The organism is Rheinheimera mesophila (assembly GCF_000986865.1).
Lineage (GTDB): Bacteria > Pseudomonadota > Gammaproteobacteria > Enterobacterales > Alteromonadaceae > Pararheinheimera > Pararheinheimera mesophila.
This window is the reverse complement of sequence record NZ_LAVS01000001.1, coordinates 101,407-118,196: the sequence shown is the minus strand read 5'-3', so window position 1 is coordinate 118,196 and position 16,790 is coordinate 101,407. Positions and strand designations below refer to the sequence as shown.

Genomic DNA, 16,790 nt, shown 5'->3' with positions numbered 1-16,790 from the left:
TTTAAGGAAACTTTATGAAACTGATGTCAATCAGTGCGCTATCCGCTCTCTTGATGCTGACCGGATGCCAAAGCAGCACTGCCCCCTCTTCTGAGGTTGTGCAACCTAAAGCCAGTGCAAAAGCTATTGAGGCCCATATGGCCTTTTTAGGTGATGACAGCTTAGAAGGCCGTGATACAGGCAGTCGGGGTCATCAAATCGCCTCCAACTATATCGCCACTCAACTGGCGGCGTTAGGTTTAGAGCCTGCGGGCGAACAGGGCTATTTTCAGTCTGTGCCTATGCGTAAAGCGTTGCTGGTACAAAACAGCGCCAAAATGTCACTGACAGTCGATGGTAACACAACCCATTTTGACTATCCGAAACAGTTTTTTACCGGCCCCAGTACGTTACATGCCAAGGTGGATGTAACCGCGCCTCTGGTGTTTGTTGGTTATGGCCTGGTGTCGAAAGAATTTAACCTGGACGATTATGCCAATCTGGATGTGAAGGGCAAAATTGTAGTGATGCTCAGTGGCCGTCCTAAGTCTTTACCTAGTGAGGAAGCGGCTCATATTCAAAGCTTAAAAGCAGAAAATGCCGCAGAGCGCGGAGCTGTAGGTGTCATTACGTTGCATACTCCCTCAGAAGAAAAAGTCCGGCCTTATGCCAACAGCCTAATGTACCTGACCAGCCCCCGTATGCGCTGGTTGCACAAAGATGGTAAAGCTGAAGGTGAATTTGAGTCTCTGACAGGCTCGGCGTATCTGCATCCGGATGCGGCTAAGTTGTTATTTGCCGGAGCCAGCCGTTCTTTAGATGATATCTTTGCTGATCTGGCGGCTGAAAAAGTGCCTTCAGGTTTTGAATTGAAAGGCACAGTCAATTTAAAGCGTGACTCGACGATGGAGGATATCAGCAGTCCGAACGTGGTTGCGTTATTACCAGGTTCAGATCCGCTGCTGAAAGATGAGTATGTGGTCGTGACCGCACACTCCGATCACATAGGTTTTTCCAACGACGTACGCAGCAAAGACAAAATCAATAACGGCCTGATGGACAACGCCGCCGGCGTCAGCATTATGCTGGAAACGGCGCGTTTATTTGCACAGCAGGCACAGCGGCCAAAACGTTCTTTGTTGTTTGTGGCTGTGACAGGGGAAGAAAAAGGTTTATTGGGTGCTGATTATTTTGCCCATTATCCAACCCGTCCGATCGACAAACTGGTGGCAAACGTCAATATCGATATGCCAGTGCTGTTGTACCCTTTTGCTGATATCGTCGCCTTTGGTGCCAATCACTCCAGTTTAGGGGCAACAGTAGATACTGCAGCCGCCGCTGTGGGCATTACCCAAAGCCCGGATCCTATGCCGGAACAGGCAATCTTTACCCGTTCAGACCATTACACTTTAGTGCAAAAAGGTGTGCCCTCAGTATTTTTGATGACAGGTTTTACCTCCAAAGATCCAAAGCAAAAAGGTGGCGAAGTCTGGGGTAAGTTTTTTGCCAAGCATTACCACAAACCCACGGACGACAAAGCGGGCTTAACGGCTGATTTTGGCGTTATTCGTTATGATGCGGGGGCCACATTTGCCGACATTAACTTTGGTATCACCACTGAAGTGGCAAACAACCCACAACGTCCTGTCTGGTTAAAAGACAGTTTCTTTGGCAAGATTTTTGGCAAAGACTACAACAGGCAGAAGTAATACCCCGGGTCAGAGCTCGCGCTCTGACCCTTCTTGCTGTTAGTGTTCCATAATACGGCTTAATAAAGCGCGCACTGTTTCAGGTTCAAAGGGTTTGTCACAGAGTGCATTGACACCAGATTGTGCAATATTAGCCAGATGTGACTCGTTGGCTTCGCTGGTGACCATCAGCACAGGAATATGGCTTTGCTGACTGTGCTCACGAATGTAATGAGTGAGTTCCTGACCATTCACTTCCGGCATATTAAAGTCGGTGACGACCAAATCAAACATGGTGTTTTGCAGCAGAGTAATGGCTTGTTGGCCATCTTCGGCTTCGGTTAAATGCTGGACCCCCAGATTCTGCAGTACACGTTTTATATGATTGCGGGCCAAACGACTGTCGTCCACCACCAATACCCGAACATCGTGCACATCAAATAAATTCAATTCCAGTTCGGCCGGGCTTAACAAGTCGATCGCAGCATTGAGGGCTTTGCCTAACTGCACTGAATTAAAAGGCTTGGGTAAAATGGCTACAACACCGGATTGCTTAAATTGCTCCAACTGAGCTTTTTTGGTTTCAGAGGATATCAGCACAAAAGGCACATCCGCTAAATCGCTATCGTTTTTCAGTTTGGCCAGCAGCTCAAGGCTGGTGCCTTGTTCAAAGTACAAACTGCTGATCACCAGATCGGCTTTGTGTTGCTTCAGTTGCAGCATAGCTGAGGCAATGGAGTCCGCCGTGCTGATTTGACTAACACCTTCTTCGGTCAGTTGTTTGATGATCATTTTACGTTGAACATCTGAAGGTTCAATCAGCAAAACGGCTAAATCGGCAGGGGAGAGTTGTTGCATCAGACACCTATTGTATTGAGCTGCTGGTCAGCCGCCAGCCCATTTATGTTTGTAACCCAGTTTGGTTAATTCTTGCTGCACCAGTTCGCGTTGATCGCCCTGAATTTCAATCACGCCATCCTTAACTGAACCACCACAACCACATTTTTTCTTTAACAAAGCCGCTATTTCTGCCAGCTTTTCCGCGCTTTCAGCCAGGCCAGAAATAGTGATCACTGCTTTGCCATTACGGCCTTTGGTTTCACGTTTTAATCGGGCATAGCCGTCAGCAAAACTTTGCGCCATAGCGGGTTGTGGTTTGGGTTTGTCAATACGACCAGCATCTGTACTGTAGACCAAATCGTGCGTTGCTGCTGTTGCTGCAGGTTCGGCGGGCCGTCCTAATTGGTGTTGCCAGTCGGCCAACGAAATTTTTTTGCCACTCATAAAATAATCTGTGTAAGTCGTTAGAAGGCGCACGATAAACAACAAATAAGTAAACAGCAAGCTCTATCCCCGTCGTTCTTGAAGCTGCAGCTTTGTTACCTGCGCGCTCTCGCCCAAGTCACATAGTGGCCTATGCTCCTTGGGTCTCAATCTCTTGTCGCCTTGCTACAACTCCAATTACTTAGGGTATAGAGTTGAAGAGGCAAAAAAAGCCATTGGCAAATAAAAGGCTTCTGGTAAACTATCACTAATTTTAGAAATCTGGATGGCTGAAGTGTCTGTGCATTTATATCTCGAGCAGTCAGGATTGGCTGCCTTATTAGAAGGGCAGGAAGCTGCGATAGAACACGCTGTTTCCGCACTCAAAACACAACTTGTTGCTGCAGCGGCGCCCGCGGTGAGCTGGTCTTATCAGGTACCTGAGTTAGGCGAAGGTGGAGCTTGTTCTTTGTTTGGTCAACTGGCCGATGAACCTTATGATCTGGCTGCAACTATAGGTCAAAATCAGACCACAGCAGCAGCTCTGAGCCGGTTAACTGCGGTAGTACAAAACTATCAGCAGACCAAGGACAGTGACTGGTTTGGTATTTACCAAAAACGTCAGAATCCGCAAGGTGAAACTGTGCTGGTCAAACTGGCTTATTTTGGTGCAGCCTCACGCGCTGAATTTCCATTAACGGCCGAATTTGCGCAAATCAGTAATAACAGTACAGTGGGACTGACAGGTAAGGCGAAGGTGATCAACGATGTCACTGCTTATCTGACTGCAGGTGGCGAATACTACACTTGTGACCCCAAAGTATTGTCCGAAGCCTGTTTGCCTCTATTCAACAATAAAGGTGAACTGGCAGGTATTATTGACGCAGAAGCATTCAAACGTCAGGCCTACCATACAGAGGCTTTGGTTCGTTTGGTCGCTATTTGTCTTGTGCTGCCAGACTTGTTGCCTGCATGATAAGATGAAACCGAATTGATTTTTTAACACCGCAAACTAATAGGTAATGACTATGTTTTCGCACTTACAGCCGACCCCTATCGATCCCATTTTAGGTTTAATGGCCGCTTATAAAGACGATCCAAATCCACTGAAAGTGGACCTTGGGGTAGGTGTCTACAAAGACGAGCAAGGCCATACGGCTGTGCTGGATTGTGTGAAAAAAGCCGAAGCGCTGCGGTTAAAAAACGAAGATAGTAAAACCTATATCGGGATGGCGGGGGATTTATCCTTTAACCGCCATATCGAACAACTGGCCTTTGGTCAGCACAAAGTGTTGTTATCTGGTCGGGTCACTACGGCTCATACGCCGGGTGGCACAGGGGCGTTGCGGGTGGCTGCTGAATTTATTAAAAAAGCCAATCCAGAGGCCACAGTGTGGGTGACCAACCCTACCTGGGCTAACCATATTTCTTTATTTCAGGCCGCAGGTCTGAAAGTTAAAGAATACAGCTACTACGACTGGGACACCAAAGGTCTGAAGTTTGATGCCATGCTCGCTGAACTGGCACAGGTGCCAGCCGGTGATGTGGTGCTGGTACATGCCTGCTGCCATAACCCAAGTGGTATGGATTTGAACTTTGAACAGTGGAAACAATTTGCCCATTTAGCTAAAGAAAAAGGTTTTACCCCGCTGGTCGATATGGCCTATCAGGGCTTTGGTTTAGGTCTGGAGGAGGATACTCAAGGTCTGCGTTATGTTGCCGATCTGGTGGATGAACTGATTTTATGCAGCTCCTGCTCGAAAAACTTCGGTTTATACCGTGAGCGTATAGGGGCCTGTAGCATAGTCACAGCAGACAGCAAAATCACACAGATTGCAAAATCAGTGTTGTTAAGCGTGGTGCGTAGTATCTACTCTATGCCACCGGCGCATGGCGCTATTATTGTCAGCCATATTCTGGACAGTCAGGAATTAACCGCCTTGTGGCATCAGGAACTGGCGGTCATGCGCAATCGTATCAATGACTACCGTCAGTTGATTATTGATAAATTTGTCGCTGAGGGGATCACACAGGATTTTAGTTTCATCACCAAACAACATGGTATGTTCTCGTTCCTCGGCATTAACAAAGAGCAAATTGAGCGTCTGCGCAAAGAGTTCAGTATTTACATGGTAGGCTCAAGCCGTGTCAGTATTGCCGGTTTAAATCACAGCAATATCGATTATTTCGCCAAAGCCATGGCGCAGGTGTTAAAAGCCTAAATTAGCGGGCAGAACCGACAGAAGGGTGGCGTATGCCACCCTTTTGCTTGCCGGTCAAATACTCCGTGGCAGGAAAGCAATGCTGAATTAAGCTAGCATAAATACAAGTTGTATAAAAACTACTCCACAGGCTTGAGGTTCAGTCGTGATAAAACGCGCAGTGGCTGTTTTGTTTGCTTTATCAGTGATCGGTGTTGAAGCTGCGTCGCTGCGGATCGTGACCGAGTTATCACCGCCACACCAGACGGTTGAAAATGGCCGGGTTGCCGGGGTCAGCACACAAATTGTTGAGGCTACGTTACAACAGGCGGGGCTGCAAAGCCGCATCGAAGTGTATCCCTGGGCCAGAGCCTTTTATATCGCTACCTCTGTGCCTAACGTGCTGATTTACAATATCGCCAGAACCGCAGAGCGGGAGAACGAATTCCACTGGATTGGTCCTGTGGCGAACTACAGGTTAGGTTTAGTCCGGCTGGCCGAACGTACTGATTTGGCTCCGAATCATTTGCAAGACTTAGGTTCTGCTGTGATTGCGGTGCAAAGAGACGATTTCTCTTATCATTGGTTAAAGCAACAGGGAATGAGAGTTGGTAAAGAGCTGCAGCTTTCAGCGGATATTCTTGAATCCTGGCGCTTATTGCTCAAAGGCAAAGTAGATTATGTCATAGATGACGAAGCCGCGTTGAGATTAATGGAGCGACAGTTGGTGCAACCCCAAGGGAGCACACGTTTTGTGCTGGCTATCCCACAGCTTGAGCAAAAAACCTATTTGGCGGCCAGTAAGGACACTGACCCTGCACTGGTAAAAAAGCTACAACAAGCCCATCTTCAGGTGCAGACTACCGCCTTGTATCAGAACGTGATGGCTGGCCGTTTTTAAAGCGCGACCAGCTCATTCATCAACTGAGTCAGCCACAGATTCAGCCGCTGATCGGTTTGGTCATATTGATTTTCCTCATCCAGTGCCAACCCATAAAACCATGCACCGTCTGCAGTGACAGCTTTGGAGGCGATGAAGTCATACCCTGCAGTTGGCCAAAATCCGATCCGGATGCAGTCTTGCGGCGCTATCGCCTGATGCAACATTCCTACTGCATCCTGAAACCATTCAGCATATCCCAGTTGATCGCCCATGCCATAGATAGCGACAATTTTTCCGCTTAAATCAACCTGTGTGATGTCGTCCCAGTGCGCTTCCCAATCCTCTTGCAACTCACCAAAATCCCAGGTCGATATGCCTAAAATCAGCAAATCGTAGTCTGTCATCAGCGTCAGAGGCTGATCTTTAATATTATGAAGTGTTACACTGCTGCCATCGGGCAGGCTCGGGTCCGCAGTTAAAAGGACCTGAATTTTCTCTGCCACTATTTGGGTATAGCAGGTCGTAGAGCCGTAAAAAAGACCAATTTTCATCTGATATGACTCAGCATGTTGTGTGGCCGGCAGTGTAGCAGATGCGTCTGAGCCAACAAAGTCAGACAAAGTAAATTAACCCGGGAGTACTAAGTGGCAAAGGTGTTGGCCGTTTCAGAACAACAGCTTATTCAGGCGTTTTTAGATCAGTTGTGGTTGGACAAAGGCGTCAGTGAACACACCTTAAGCGCTTATGGTACAGATTTGACTAAATTTGCGTTGTTTTTACAGCAACAGGGCCAGCAACTGACCACTGTCGATCAACTACTGCTGAATAATTATCTGGCTTACAGAGTGGATCAGGGCTTTAGTCCGCGCAGTACCTCCAGAGCGTTGAGCAGTCTGCGCCGGTTTTATCGTTACCTGCACAAAACCCGACAGATCAGTGAAAACCCTTTAGCTGATGTCTTTAATCCAAAAATTGGCCGCTCTTTACCTAAAACGCTGTCCGAGCAGGATGTGGACTTATTATTAGCTGCGCCTGATGTCAGTGATTTAATTCAGTTTCGCGACAAAGTAATGTTAGAAATTCTGTATGCCGCCGGTCTTCGGGTCTCAGAGCTCGTTGCTTTAACTTTGCAGCAAATTAATTTGCGTCAGGGTTTAGTCCGGGTCACAGGCAAAGGTAAAAAAGAACGGCTGGTGCCTTTGGGGGAAACTGCAGTGCATTGGCTGGATCAATATCTGCACCAGGGCCGTGGCTTATTGCTCGATGGTCAAAGTGATGTGGTGTTTCCTAGCAGCAGAGGCCAGCAAATGACCCGACAAACCTTCTGGCACCGGATTAAGTTTTATGCCAAAGTGGCAGGCATTAGTGCAGAATTGTCTCCGCATACGGTACGACATGCCTTTGCGACGCATTTATTGAATCATGGCGCTGATTTACGGGTTGTCCAGTTATTGTTGGGGCATAGTGATTTATCAACGACCCAAATTTATACCCATGTGGCGCAAGCGCGTCTGAAAAGTTTACATCAACAACATCATCCCAGGGGCTAACCTGCGGATCAGGAAACAAAGATGAAGAAGTTTAGTTATCTCGCCGTTATGGCAGCCTTTTTAAGTACAGGATTAGCAGCCCAGGCGCTGTTACCTGAAGTGAATAAAGCCTTTTCTGAGGTGGGGTTAACGGTCAAAGCTGTGGCTGACTCCACCGTGCCCGGTATGTTGCAGGTGCAAACGGACAAAGGGTTGTTTTTTATGTCGGACAACAAGCAGTATCTGTTTGAAGGCAATATTTATGACTTAAAAAACAAAAAGCTGGTGAACGAGGACATACTCAAAGATATCCGCAAAGCAGGTGTCAAAGAATTTGATAACTCGGTGATTGAGTTTAAGGCGGCCGACGAAAAATATGTGATCCATGTCTTTACAGACACTAGCTGCGGCTATTGCCGTAAGTTACATCACGAAATGGCTGATCTGAATAAGGCGGGTATTACCGTGCGCTACCTGGCTTTCCCACGTGGTGGAATTCAGTCTGCGACTTACGATGAATTGCAATCGATCTGGTGTGCCAAAGATAACAAGCAGGCACTGACAGATGCGAAAAATGGCAAAGCGGTACAACAAGCCAGTTGCGCCAATAAAGTGGCTCAGCATTACGAGTTAGGCCAGAGTTTTGGTATCAACGGCACTCCGGCTCTGATCTTACCTGATGGTCGCCTGATCCCAGGTTATCAACCCGCTGCAGCTTTAGTGGCCGCCCTGAGTCAGAATGCATCTTAAGCGGAACCATCCTTGAGTATCATGAAAGAATTACAGCGCCGGCCTGTACCGGCGATTTCTGCTGAGCTTGCTCAGTTCCATCCGGTGATCCAGCGTATTTACGCCAGTCGTGGTATCGAAAGCTCTACGCAACTGGCAAGGGGGGCCGCCCAGTTATTACCTTTTACTTTGCTCAAAGGCATGACTGCTGCCGTGGCTTTGCTGATGGATGCGTTACAGCAGCAACAGCATGTTGTCATAGTTGGCGATTTCGATGCTGATGGCGCCACCAGCACAGCCACTTTGCTGACCGGCTTAAAAAGTCTGGGTTTTAAACATGTGGAGTATCTGGTTCCCAACCGTTTTGAGTATGGCTATGGCTTATCTGTGGAAATGGCTGAAATTGCCGTAGCTCAGGGCGCTCAGTTAATAGTCACAGTCGACAATGGTATTTCAGCCTTAGACGGTATAGCGCTGGCAAAAAAAATGGGCGTCAAAGTGCTGGTGACAGACCACCACTTACCGGGTAACGAACTGCCGGATGCCGATGCCATTGTCAATCCAAACCAGCCGGGCTGCGATTTTCCCAGCAAACAACTAGCCGGGGTGGGTGTGGCTTTTTATCTGCTGTTGGCACTGCGCGCTGAACTTCGGATCCAAGGCTATTTTACCGAAGCTCAGCCTGAACCCAATTTAGCTGAGCTATTAGATTTGGTGGCATTGGGTACAGTGGCCGACGTGGTGCCGCTGGACACCAACAACAGAATTCTGGTGCATCAGGGCCTGCAACGTATTCGCAGTGGCAAAGCCCGGCCTGGCATCCAGGCTTTAATTGATGTCGCCAATCGCAAAGCGGAAAAACTCACAGCGCAGGATTTTGGTTTTGCTTTAGCACCCCGCTTAAATGCAGCAGGGCGGTTGGATGATATGGGATTGGGCATCAGTTGTTTATTAGCGCCTGATTTACCCCGGGCCCGTCTGTATGCGGCAGAGCTTGATAGCTTAAATGTCGAGCGCCGTGAAATAGAGCAGGGCATGCAGCAGGAAGCCTTGGCCTATTTACAGCGGTTGTCTTTTGCTTCTGAAGAGTTGCCGGATGTTTTATGTCTGTACCAAAGTGACTGGCATCAGGGCGTCATAGGTATTTTAGCGGGGCGGATTAAAGAGCAATACCACAGACCTGTGCTGGTGTTTGCGCAAGGGGACGAGGGAGAGCTCAAAGGTTCTGCCCGTTCAATTCCTGGCTTGCATATCCGCGATTTATTAGACGAAGTTTCAACGCAATACCCTGGCCTGATTAAAAAGTTTGGTGGCCATGCCATGGCGGCAGGCCTCACTATTGCGCAGGAGCGGTTTGAAACTTTTAAACTGGCGCTGAATTTTGTGGCGAAAAAGTACCTGACACCAGAGCTGTTGACCGCTGTGCTTTACACAGACGGGGATTTAAGCACTGACTGTTTGTCCGTGCCTTTTGCGCAACTGCTACAGCAAGCCGGGCCCTGGGGGCAAGCCTTTCCTGAGCCGGTGTTTGAAGGCGAATTTATCATTCGTCAACAACGTCTGCTGGCCGATAAACATTTGAAGCTGATGCTCGAATGCAGTGACGGCAACCTGGTCGATGCGATTTGGTTTAATGCCGACAACAAAGCCTGGCCCGATGCTAACGTGAAAAAAATCCGCATGGCCTATCAGTTGGATATCAACGACTACCGTGAGCAACAGTCGGTACAGTTGTTAGTCCGGCTGATTGAAAAAATCGGTTAGTCTGCTCATCACCCGGCTGCAGGGCGATAATTCAGTGGCTCTGCAGCTTACTCCAGAGAAAATCATCGGGATGGCTGCATGTCCGCAGAAAAATTGCTACAATCGCCACCAATTTTTTTCTAAGCGCCTTAAATCATGTTTGAAGTAAATCCGGTATACAACGCCATCAAAGATCTGACTGAACGCACCAACGTGCTTCGGGGGTATCTTTGACTACGACGCCAAAAAAGAGAAGTTAGAAGAAGTCAGCCGCGAGCTGGAAGATGCTGCCGTCTGGAATAAACCTGAGTATGCTCAGGCTTTAGGCAAAGAGCGTTCCGCCTTAGAGCAAGTGGTCGGCACCATCGACAAGCTAGATCAGGGCCTGGAGGACGTAGCTGGCTTGGTCGAGTTAGCCATTGAAGCCGAAGACGAAGCGACTTTCCATGAAGCTCAGGCTGAATTGGCCGATCTGGAGGCACAGCTCGCCAAGCTGGAGTTCCGTCGTATGTTCTCCGGCAAAAGCGATCCGGCCGATTGCTATTTGGATATCCAATCCGGTTCTGGCGGCACTGAAGCGCAGGACTGGGCCAGCATGTTGATGCGGATGTATTTACGTTGGGGTGAAGCCAAAGGCTTTAAACCTGAACTGTATGAAGTGACTGACGGTGACGTCGCTGGCATCAAAGGCTGTACTATTAAATTTACCGGCGAATATGCCTACGGCTGGTTACGCACTGAAACCGGTGTGCATCGTTTAGTCCGTAAAAGCCCGTTTGACTCTGGCAACCGCCGTCATACCTCTTTTGCGTCCGTGTTTGTCTCACCTGAAGTCGATGACGATATTGAAATCGAAATCAACCCGGCGGATTTACGGATAGATACCTACCGTGCTTCGGGTGCTGGTGGTCAGCACGTTAACAGAACCGACTCAGCGGTGCGTATTACTCACTTACCGACCAATATAGTGGTGCAGTGTCAGAATGACCGCTCGCAACATAAAAACCGCGATAACGCCTACAAACAGTTACGCGCCAAGTTGTATGAGTTTGAACTGCAAAAACAAAATGCGGAAAAACAAGCGCTGGAAGACACCAAATCGGATATCGGCTGGGGCAGTCAAATCCGTTCTTATGTGCTGGACGACTCGCGGATTAAAGACTTACGCACAGGTGTCGAAACCCGCAATACCCAGGCGGTATTGGATGGCGATTTAGACAAATTTATCGAAGCCAGCTTAAAAGCCGGTTTGTAATTTAGCTCAAAAAATCAGGAATTTACTATGTCTGAACAGAATACTCCTATCGAAGAACATCAGGACGTCAACAAACTGATTGCTGAGCGAAAACACAAGCTGGCTGCATTACGTGAGCAAGGCAATCCTTTTCCAAATGATTTTCGTCGTGACGCCACTTCGGATCAAATTCATGCCCAGTATGAGCACCTGAGTAAAGAAGAGCTGGAACAGCAGCAAATCCGTGTCACAGTGGCCGGCCGTATGATGCTACGCCGGGTGATGGGCAAAGCCAGCTTTGCGACTATTCAGGACGTCGGCGGCAAGGTGCAGCTTTATGTTGCCCGCGACAGCCTGCCTGAGAATGTCTACAACGAAGGCTTTAAGAAGTGGGATTTGGGCGACATCATTGGCGGTAGCGGTGTGTTGTTTAAAACTCAGACCGGTGAGTTGACGGTTTGGTTAGATGAAGTGCGTTTACTGACCAAAGCGCTGCGCCCATTGCCGGATAAATTCCACGGTTTAACCGATCAGGAAGCTTGTTATCGTCAGCGTTATTTAGATTTGATTGTCAACGAGCAATCGCGCAAAACCTTCTTAATCCGCTCAAAAACTGTGGCCTATATCCGTCAGTTTTTTAACAGCAAAGGCTTTTTAGAGGTTGAAACCCCAATGCTGCAAAGCATTCCTGGTGGTGCTTCGGCCCGTCCGTTCGAGACTCACCATAATGCGCTGGATATGCAAATGTTCCTGCGGATTGCACCAGAGCTGTATTTAAAGCGGTTAGTGGTCGGTGGTTTTGAAAAAGTGTTTGAGCTGAACCGTAACTTCCGTAACGAAGGCGTATCCACCCGTCATAACCCGGAATTTACTATGCTGGAATTCTACTGGGCCTATGCCGACTACAACGACCTGATGGATATCACCGAAGAGTTATTCCGTGGCTTGGCTCAGTCTGTGTTAGGCACCACTGAAGTGCAGTATCAGGGCAATGTATTTGATTTTGGTAAACCTTTTGCCCGGATGTCAGTGACTGAATCTATTCTGCACTACAACCCGGAAGTGAAGTTAGAACAGTTAACGACCCGTGAAGCCGTCGCTGCTTTGGCCAAGTCTCTGGGTATTGAAGTGAAAGACAACTATGGCCATGGCCGTATTCTGATGGAAGTCTTTGATGAGTTGGTCGAAACCAAGCTGCAACAACCGACTTTTATCACTGAATACCCGGCAGAGATTTCTCCGCTGGCACGCCGTAATGATCACAATCCGGAAATCACGGACCGTTTTGAGTTCTTTATCGGTGGTCGTGAATTAGGCAATGGCTTTAGCGAGTTAAACGACGCTGAAGATCAGGCTGAACGTTTCCGTGAGCAGGTTGCGCAAAAAGAAGCGGGCGATGATGAAGCCATGTACTACGACGAAGATTTCGTCACCGCACTGGAACATGGTTTACCGCCAACTGCAGGTCAGGGCATTGGTATTGATCGTTTAGTGATGTTACTGGCCGACGCGCCAAGCATCCGTGACGTCATTCTGTTCCCGCATATGCGTCATACAGACAAGCACGGCTCATAAGGCTTTGATTTAAAAGGCAGCGCAAGCTGCCTTTTTTGACTGTTTTAGCTATCAAATCGCGGGTGCAACAATGCCTCTGTGATTTATTATTTTTTTATCCTGCCTTTTGATTGAGCAGCAAGCTGCCCTTTGTTATAATTTCCCCCCGTCCTAAGTTCGTAAATTCTTTATTGCCAATGGCGTCTCAGGGGTCTCATGACTACAAGATACATCTTCGTGACGGGTGGGGTTGTCTCATCCTTAGGTAAAGGCATTGCTGCTGCATCCTTAGCGGCTATTTTAGAAGCCCGCGGCCTGAAAGTGACCATCCTTAAACTGGATCCGTATATCAATCTGGATCCGGGCACCATGAGCCCAATTCAGCACGGTGAAGTGTACGTCACAGAAGACGGCGCAGAAACCGACCTCGATTTAGGTCACTATGAGCGCTTCATCCGCACCAAAATGACCAAACGTAATAACTTCACTCAAGGCCGAATTTATTCGGACGTATTACGTCGTGAGCGTCGTGGTGATTATTTAGGTGCCACTATTCAGGTGATCCCTCATATCACCAATGAAATCAAAAGCCGTGTGATTGCAGGCGCTGAAGGCTATGACATTGCCATAGTGGAGATTGGCGGCACTGTCGGCGATATCGAGTCGTTACCATTTTTAGAGGCTATTCGTCAGTTAGGTACTGAAATTGGTCGTGAACGCGCCATGTTTATGCACCTGACGTTAGTGCCATACCTGGGTACGGCTGGTGAAATCAAAACCAAACCAACTCAGCATTCTGTTAAAGAGCTGCGTTCTATTGGTATTCAGCCGGATATTCTGGTCTGTCGTTCTGACCGTGCTATTCCGTCTAACGAAAAAGCCAAAATTGCACTGTTCACCAATGTGGAAGAGCGTGCAGTTATTTCATTAAAAGACGTGTCCAGCATTTACCAAATTCCGGCGTTGTTAAAATCTCAGGGGCTGGATGAGTTAGTGGTGCGTCGTTTCCATATCACCTGCCCAGAGGCCGACCTGACTGAGTGGGAACAGGTGCTGTACCAGGAGTCTAATCCGACAGGTGAAGTGACTATTGGTATGGTCGGTAAATATGTTGAATTGCCGGATGCATACAAGTCAGTCAACGAAGCCTTAAACCATGCCGGTTTAAAAAACCGGTTAACTGTGCATATCAAATACATTGATTCACAAGACGTTGAAAGCAAAGGCACTGATATTTTGGCTGGTGTGGATGCCATTCTGGTGCCCGGTGGTTTTGGTGAGCGTGGTGTGGAAGGCAAAATTATGGCAGCCCGTTATGCCCGCGAACACAAAGTGCCTTACTTAGGTATTTGTTTAGGTATGCAAGTGGCGCTGATTGAATATGCCCGCAATGTGGCTGGTATGAAGGATGCGCACTCGACCGAATTTAATAAGAACACGCCTTACCCTGTGGTGGGTCTCATCACAGAATGGCTGGATGCAGATGGTAAAGTTGAACAGCGGACTGACAAGTCTGATATGGGCGGCACTATGCGTCTGGGTAGCCAAAACTGTAACCTCAAAGCCAATACCAAAGCCCGTGAGATCTATGGCAATGACATCATCAGTGAACGTCATCGCCACAGATACGAAGTGAACAACAATTATGTTGCTCAGCTCGAAGAGGCTGGCTTAAAGATCTCTGGTTTGTCGGCGGACAACCAGTTGGTTGAAATGATTGAAATACCTACACACCCATGGTTTGTGGCGGGTCAGTTCCATCCGGAATTTAACTCAACGCCACGTGACGGGCATCCGTTATTCCAGGGCTTTGTGGCCGCCGCTTATAAATATCAGAAACAGCAACTCGTTTAATTTGATTAAAGCCGGGCCTCACAGTCCGGCTTTTGTTTATGCAGCATAAAAGGGGATTTACATGTCTGAGATCGTCAATATCATCGCCCGTGAGATCATGGATTCACGCGGTAACCCAACAGTCGAAGCCGATGTGTTTCTGGCCAGTGGTGCTATGGGCCGTGGCTGCGCTCCATCAGGCGCTTCGACCGGTACCCGTGAAGCGTTAGAACTGCGCGATGGTGACAAGAGCCGTTATTTAGGTAAAGGCGTGCGCACTGCGGTTGCCAATATCGATGGTCCAATCAAAGCGGCTTTACTGGGTAAAAACGCCTATAAACAAGCTGAAATAGACCAGATCATGATTGATCTGGATGGCACTGAGTCCAAGTCCAAATTAGGTGCCAATGCGATTCTGGCGGTGTCTTTAGCGGTAGCCCGCGCTGCTGCTGCTGATAAAAAGATCCCCCTGTATCAGCATATTGCTGACTTAAATGGCACTCCTGGTGTGTACTCCATGCCTGTTCCTATGATGAATATCATCAACGGTGGTGAGCATGCCGATAACAACGTCGACATTCAGGAATTTATGGTGCAGCCAGTCGGCGCTAAAACCTTCGCTGAAGCTTTGCGTATGGGTGCCGAAATTTTCCATCAGTTGAAAAAAGAACTGCACAGCCAGGGCTTAAACACGGCAGTCGGGGATGAAGGTGGTTTTGCACCGGATCTGAAGTCCAATGAAGAAGCGTTAACCGTGATTTCTAAAGCTGTGGCCGCTGCTGGTTACGAGCTGAACAAAGACATCACTTTGGCGTTAGACTGTGCTGCCTCTGAGTTTTATGTCGATGGTAAGTACAAATTGTCTGGTGAAGGCAAAGAGTTCACTTCTTATGAATTCAATGACTTCCTGGCTGGTTTAGCCACCCGTTTCCCTATAGTTTCAATCGAAGACGGTTTAGATGAGTCAGACTGGGATGGCTGGAAAGACTTAACCAATAAAATTGGTTCTAAAGTGCAGTTAGTGGGTGATGACTTGTTCGTGACCAACACCAAAATTCTGACCCGTGGTATTGAGCAGGGCATTGGTAACTCTATCCTGATCAAATTCAACCAAATCGGTAGTTTAACTGAAACTTTAGCTGCTATTAAAATGGCGAAAGACGCCGGTTTTACCGCAGTGATTTCACACCGTTCAGGCGAAACTGAAGATGCCTTTATAGCTGACTTAGCTGTAGGTACTGCGGCCGGTCAAATCAAAACCGGTTCTTTGTGTCGTTCAGACCGGGTGTCTAAGTACAACCAATTACTGCGTATTGAGCAGGAATTAGGAGCGAAAGCGCCGTACCGTGGCCGCGTCGAAATCAAAGGCCAGGCGTAAGTCGGCCTAAACAAAACCATCGGGGGCCAGTGTCGTTGCTACTGAGCCCTTGATTGGTTTTGTTGCCTTGATTACCATCAACGGATGAAAAAACATTCAGCCGATCAACATCAGCTGTGGCAAGACCCGGCGCAGGACCTGAGCTACACAGAGCTTTGTAATGCTTTGTATGAACGGGAGTTGATGCGTTATGCCAAAACCGCCCCTGAGTTTTTAGCTGGTCTTCCCAAAAAAATTGCCAGTTTGCCTTTTTATATCCGCCGTTGCGCCAGTAGCATTTTGTCGCACCAATCACCGCTTGAACTGGATAGTCAAAACGCCAGTTGGATAGGACGGCAAAGTCTGCAGTGTCCGGCTAAAGAGCAAGGTATAGAGCAGATTGAACAGTTTTATGTCAAACACAGCAAGTTAGCCTTGATAGTCCCCGTGTACCAAAACCAGCAGGCACAGGAAACCGTCTGGCTGGATTCCGTCGATGAAATAGATCGGGCAGGGCAACGTTTGCATTGCAATGAACATGGCTGGTTTAGTTTTAACGGCACCCCTCTGACCGATGAAAATAGTGACAAATTCCTGCTTAAACCGACAAAAAGCCTGATGACAGCAGCTTGTTGTGGTCATGTGTGGCTTAATGGAGAACGCAAAAGCCCTCGTGTGCTGAGTTTAAGAGAGTTATTACTGGCCAGCCGGTTAAATTGGCAGAACTTTGCTAAGCCTTTTCAGCCTTAAGTCACATTTTTCCTGCATCAGCCTTTATTTTCGGCTTTCCAGTCCGG

Annotated in this window: 15 protein-coding genes; 12 read left to right on the top strand and 3 right to left on the bottom strand. The window is 48.1% G+C overall.

Going from position 1 to position 16,790, the window contains the following annotated elements:
* The first annotated feature begins 14 nt into the window (after window positions 1–14).
* Window positions 15–1,688: a M28 family metallopeptidase gene (locus SD53_RS00550; RefSeq protein WP_046518248.1), complete on the top strand. Its 1,674-nt coding sequence runs from the start codon at window positions 15–17 to the stop codon at window positions 1,686–1,688.
* 39 nt (window positions 1,689–1,727) lie between these two features.
* Here the strand turns inward: SD53_RS00550 and SD53_RS00545 are convergent, their stop codons facing one another.
* On the bottom strand, window positions 1,728–2,525 hold the full coding sequence (locus SD53_RS00545) for a response regulator (RefSeq protein ID WP_046518247.1): 798 nt from the start codon (window positions 2,523–2,525) through the stop codon (window positions 1,728–1,730).
* Between the two features lie 27 nt (window positions 2,526–2,552).
* Window positions 2,553–2,951: a translation initiation factor gene (locus SD53_RS00540; protein WP_046518392.1), complete on the bottom strand. Its 399-nt coding sequence runs from the start codon at window positions 2,949–2,951 to the stop codon at window positions 2,553–2,555.
* Window positions 2,952–3,216: 265 nt separating this feature from the next.
* Here SD53_RS00540 and SD53_RS00535 point away from each other — a divergent pair, with 265 nt between their 5' ends.
* The 3 genes from SD53_RS00535 (at window position 3,217) to SD53_RS00525 (ending at window position 6,032) form a co-directional block, all read left to right on the top strand.
* A complete protein-coding gene (locus SD53_RS00535) occupies window positions 3,217–3,906 on the top strand; it encodes a GAF domain-containing protein (RefSeq protein WP_046518246.1) in 690 nt (229 codons plus the stop codon).
* Between the two features lie 52 nt (window positions 3,907–3,958).
* Window positions 3,959–5,152, top strand: a complete 1,194-nt coding sequence (locus tag SD53_RS00530) for an amino acid aminotransferase (protein WP_046518245.1) — start codon at window positions 3,959–3,961, stop codon at window positions 5,150–5,152.
* 145 nt (window positions 5,153–5,297) lie between these two features.
* Entirely contained in the window at window positions 5,298–6,032 is a 735-nt protein-coding gene (locus SD53_RS00525) for a substrate-binding periplasmic protein (RefSeq protein WP_241481725.1), read from the top strand.
* Here SD53_RS00525 and fldB read toward each other — a convergent pair.
* Complete coding sequence (gene fldB / locus SD53_RS00520) at window positions 6,029–6,565, bottom strand: flavodoxin FldB (protein WP_046518390.1); 537 nt, start codon at window positions 6,563–6,565, stop codon at window positions 6,029–6,031. The genes SD53_RS00525 and fldB overlap by 4 nt on opposite strands.
* A gap of 93 nt (window positions 6,566–6,658) precedes the next feature.
* On the opposite strand from fldB, the gene xerD reads away from it, so the two are divergent.
* From xerD to SD53_RS00480, 8 genes are all read left to right on the top strand, one after another.
* The gene (xerD, locus tag SD53_RS00515; RefSeq protein WP_106693113.1) at window positions 6,659–7,564 is read left to right on the top strand and encodes a site-specific tyrosine recombinase XerD; all 906 of its coding nucleotides are present in this window, start codon (window positions 6,659–6,661) and stop codon (window positions 7,562–7,564) included.
* 21 nt (window positions 7,565–7,585) lie between these two features.
* Window positions 7,586–8,293: a bifunctional protein-disulfide isomerase/oxidoreductase DsbC gene (gene dsbC / locus SD53_RS00510; RefSeq protein ID WP_046518244.1), complete on the top strand. Its 708-nt coding sequence runs from the start codon at window positions 7,586–7,588 to the stop codon at window positions 8,291–8,293.
* A 21-nt stretch (window positions 8,294–8,314) separates the two neighbouring features.
* Complete coding sequence (recJ, locus tag SD53_RS00505; RefSeq protein ID WP_046518243.1) at window positions 8,315–10,036, top strand: single-stranded-DNA-specific exonuclease RecJ; 1,722 nt, start codon at window positions 8,315–8,317, stop codon at window positions 10,034–10,036.
* A gap of 135 nt (window positions 10,037–10,171) precedes the next feature.
* Window positions 10,172–11,270, top strand: a protein-coding gene (gene prfB / locus SD53_RS00500; RefSeq protein ID WP_162198662.1) for a peptide chain release factor 2 whose coding sequence is annotated in 2 segments (ribosomal slippage) — window positions 10,172–10,246 and window positions 10,248–11,270 — 1,098 coding nt in all. Because the reading frame shifts where the segments join, the coding sequence is not laid out codon by codon here.
* A gap of 27 nt (window positions 11,271–11,297) precedes the next feature.
* Entirely contained in the window at window positions 11,298–12,824 is a 1,527-nt protein-coding gene (lysS, locus tag SD53_RS00495) for a lysine--tRNA ligase (RefSeq protein WP_046518241.1), read from the top strand.
* A 195-nt stretch (window positions 12,825–13,019) separates the two neighbouring features.
* The gene (gene pyrG, locus SD53_RS00490; RefSeq protein WP_046518240.1) at window positions 13,020–14,657 is read left to right on the top strand and encodes a CTP synthase; all 1,638 of its coding nucleotides are present in this window, start codon (window positions 13,020–13,022) and stop codon (window positions 14,655–14,657) included.
* 61 nt (window positions 14,658–14,718) lie between these two features.
* The gene (gene eno, locus SD53_RS00485) at window positions 14,719–16,014 is read left to right on the top strand and encodes a phosphopyruvate hydratase (RefSeq protein ID WP_046518239.1); all 1,296 of its coding nucleotides are present in this window, start codon (window positions 14,719–14,721) and stop codon (window positions 16,012–16,014) included.
* Window positions 16,015–16,098: 84 nt separating this feature from the next.
* Window positions 16,099–16,743, top strand: a complete 645-nt coding sequence (locus tag SD53_RS00480; protein WP_046518238.1) for a hypothetical protein — start codon at window positions 16,099–16,101, stop codon at window positions 16,741–16,743.
* The last annotated feature ends 47 nt before the right edge of the window (window positions 16,744–16,790 follow it).

Coding starts and splice junctions, on each gene's coding strand:
- SD53_RS00545 (WP_046518247.1), bottom strand. CDS start 2,525: ATGCAACAACTCTCCCCTGCCGATTTAGCCGTTTTGCTGATTGAACCT.
- recJ (WP_046518243.1), top strand. CDS start 8,315: ATGAAAGAATTACAGCGCCGGCCTGTACCGGCGATTTCTGCTGAGCTT.
- SD53_RS00480 (WP_046518238.1), top strand. CDS start 16,099: ATGAAAAAACATTCAGCCGATCAACATCAGCTGTGGCAAGACCCGGCG.
- pyrG (WP_046518240.1), top strand. CDS start 13,020: ATGACTACAAGATACATCTTCGTGACGGGTGGGGTTGTCTCATCCTTA.
- SD53_RS00530 (WP_046518245.1), top strand. CDS start 3,959: ATGTTTTCGCACTTACAGCCGACCCCTATCGATCCCATTTTAGGTTTA.
- eno (WP_046518239.1), top strand. CDS start 14,719: ATGTCTGAGATCGTCAATATCATCGCCCGTGAGATCATGGATTCACGC.
- SD53_RS00535 (WP_046518246.1), top strand. CDS start 3,217: ATGGCTGAAGTGTCTGTGCATTTATATCTCGAGCAGTCAGGATTGGCT.
- SD53_RS00550 (WP_046518248.1), top strand. CDS start 15: ATGAAACTGATGTCAATCAGTGCGCTATCCGCTCTCTTGATGCTGACC.
- SD53_RS00540 (WP_046518392.1), bottom strand. CDS start 2,951: ATGAGTGGCAAAAAAATTTCGTTGGCCGACTGGCAACACCAATTAGGA.
- fldB (WP_046518390.1), bottom strand. CDS start 6,565: ATGAAAATTGGTCTTTTTTACGGCTCTACGACCTGCTATACCCAAATA.
- dsbC (WP_046518244.1), top strand. CDS start 7,586: ATGAAGAAGTTTAGTTATCTCGCCGTTATGGCAGCCTTTTTAAGTACA.
- lysS (WP_046518241.1), top strand. CDS start 11,298: ATGTCTGAACAGAATACTCCTATCGAAGAACATCAGGACGTCAACAAA.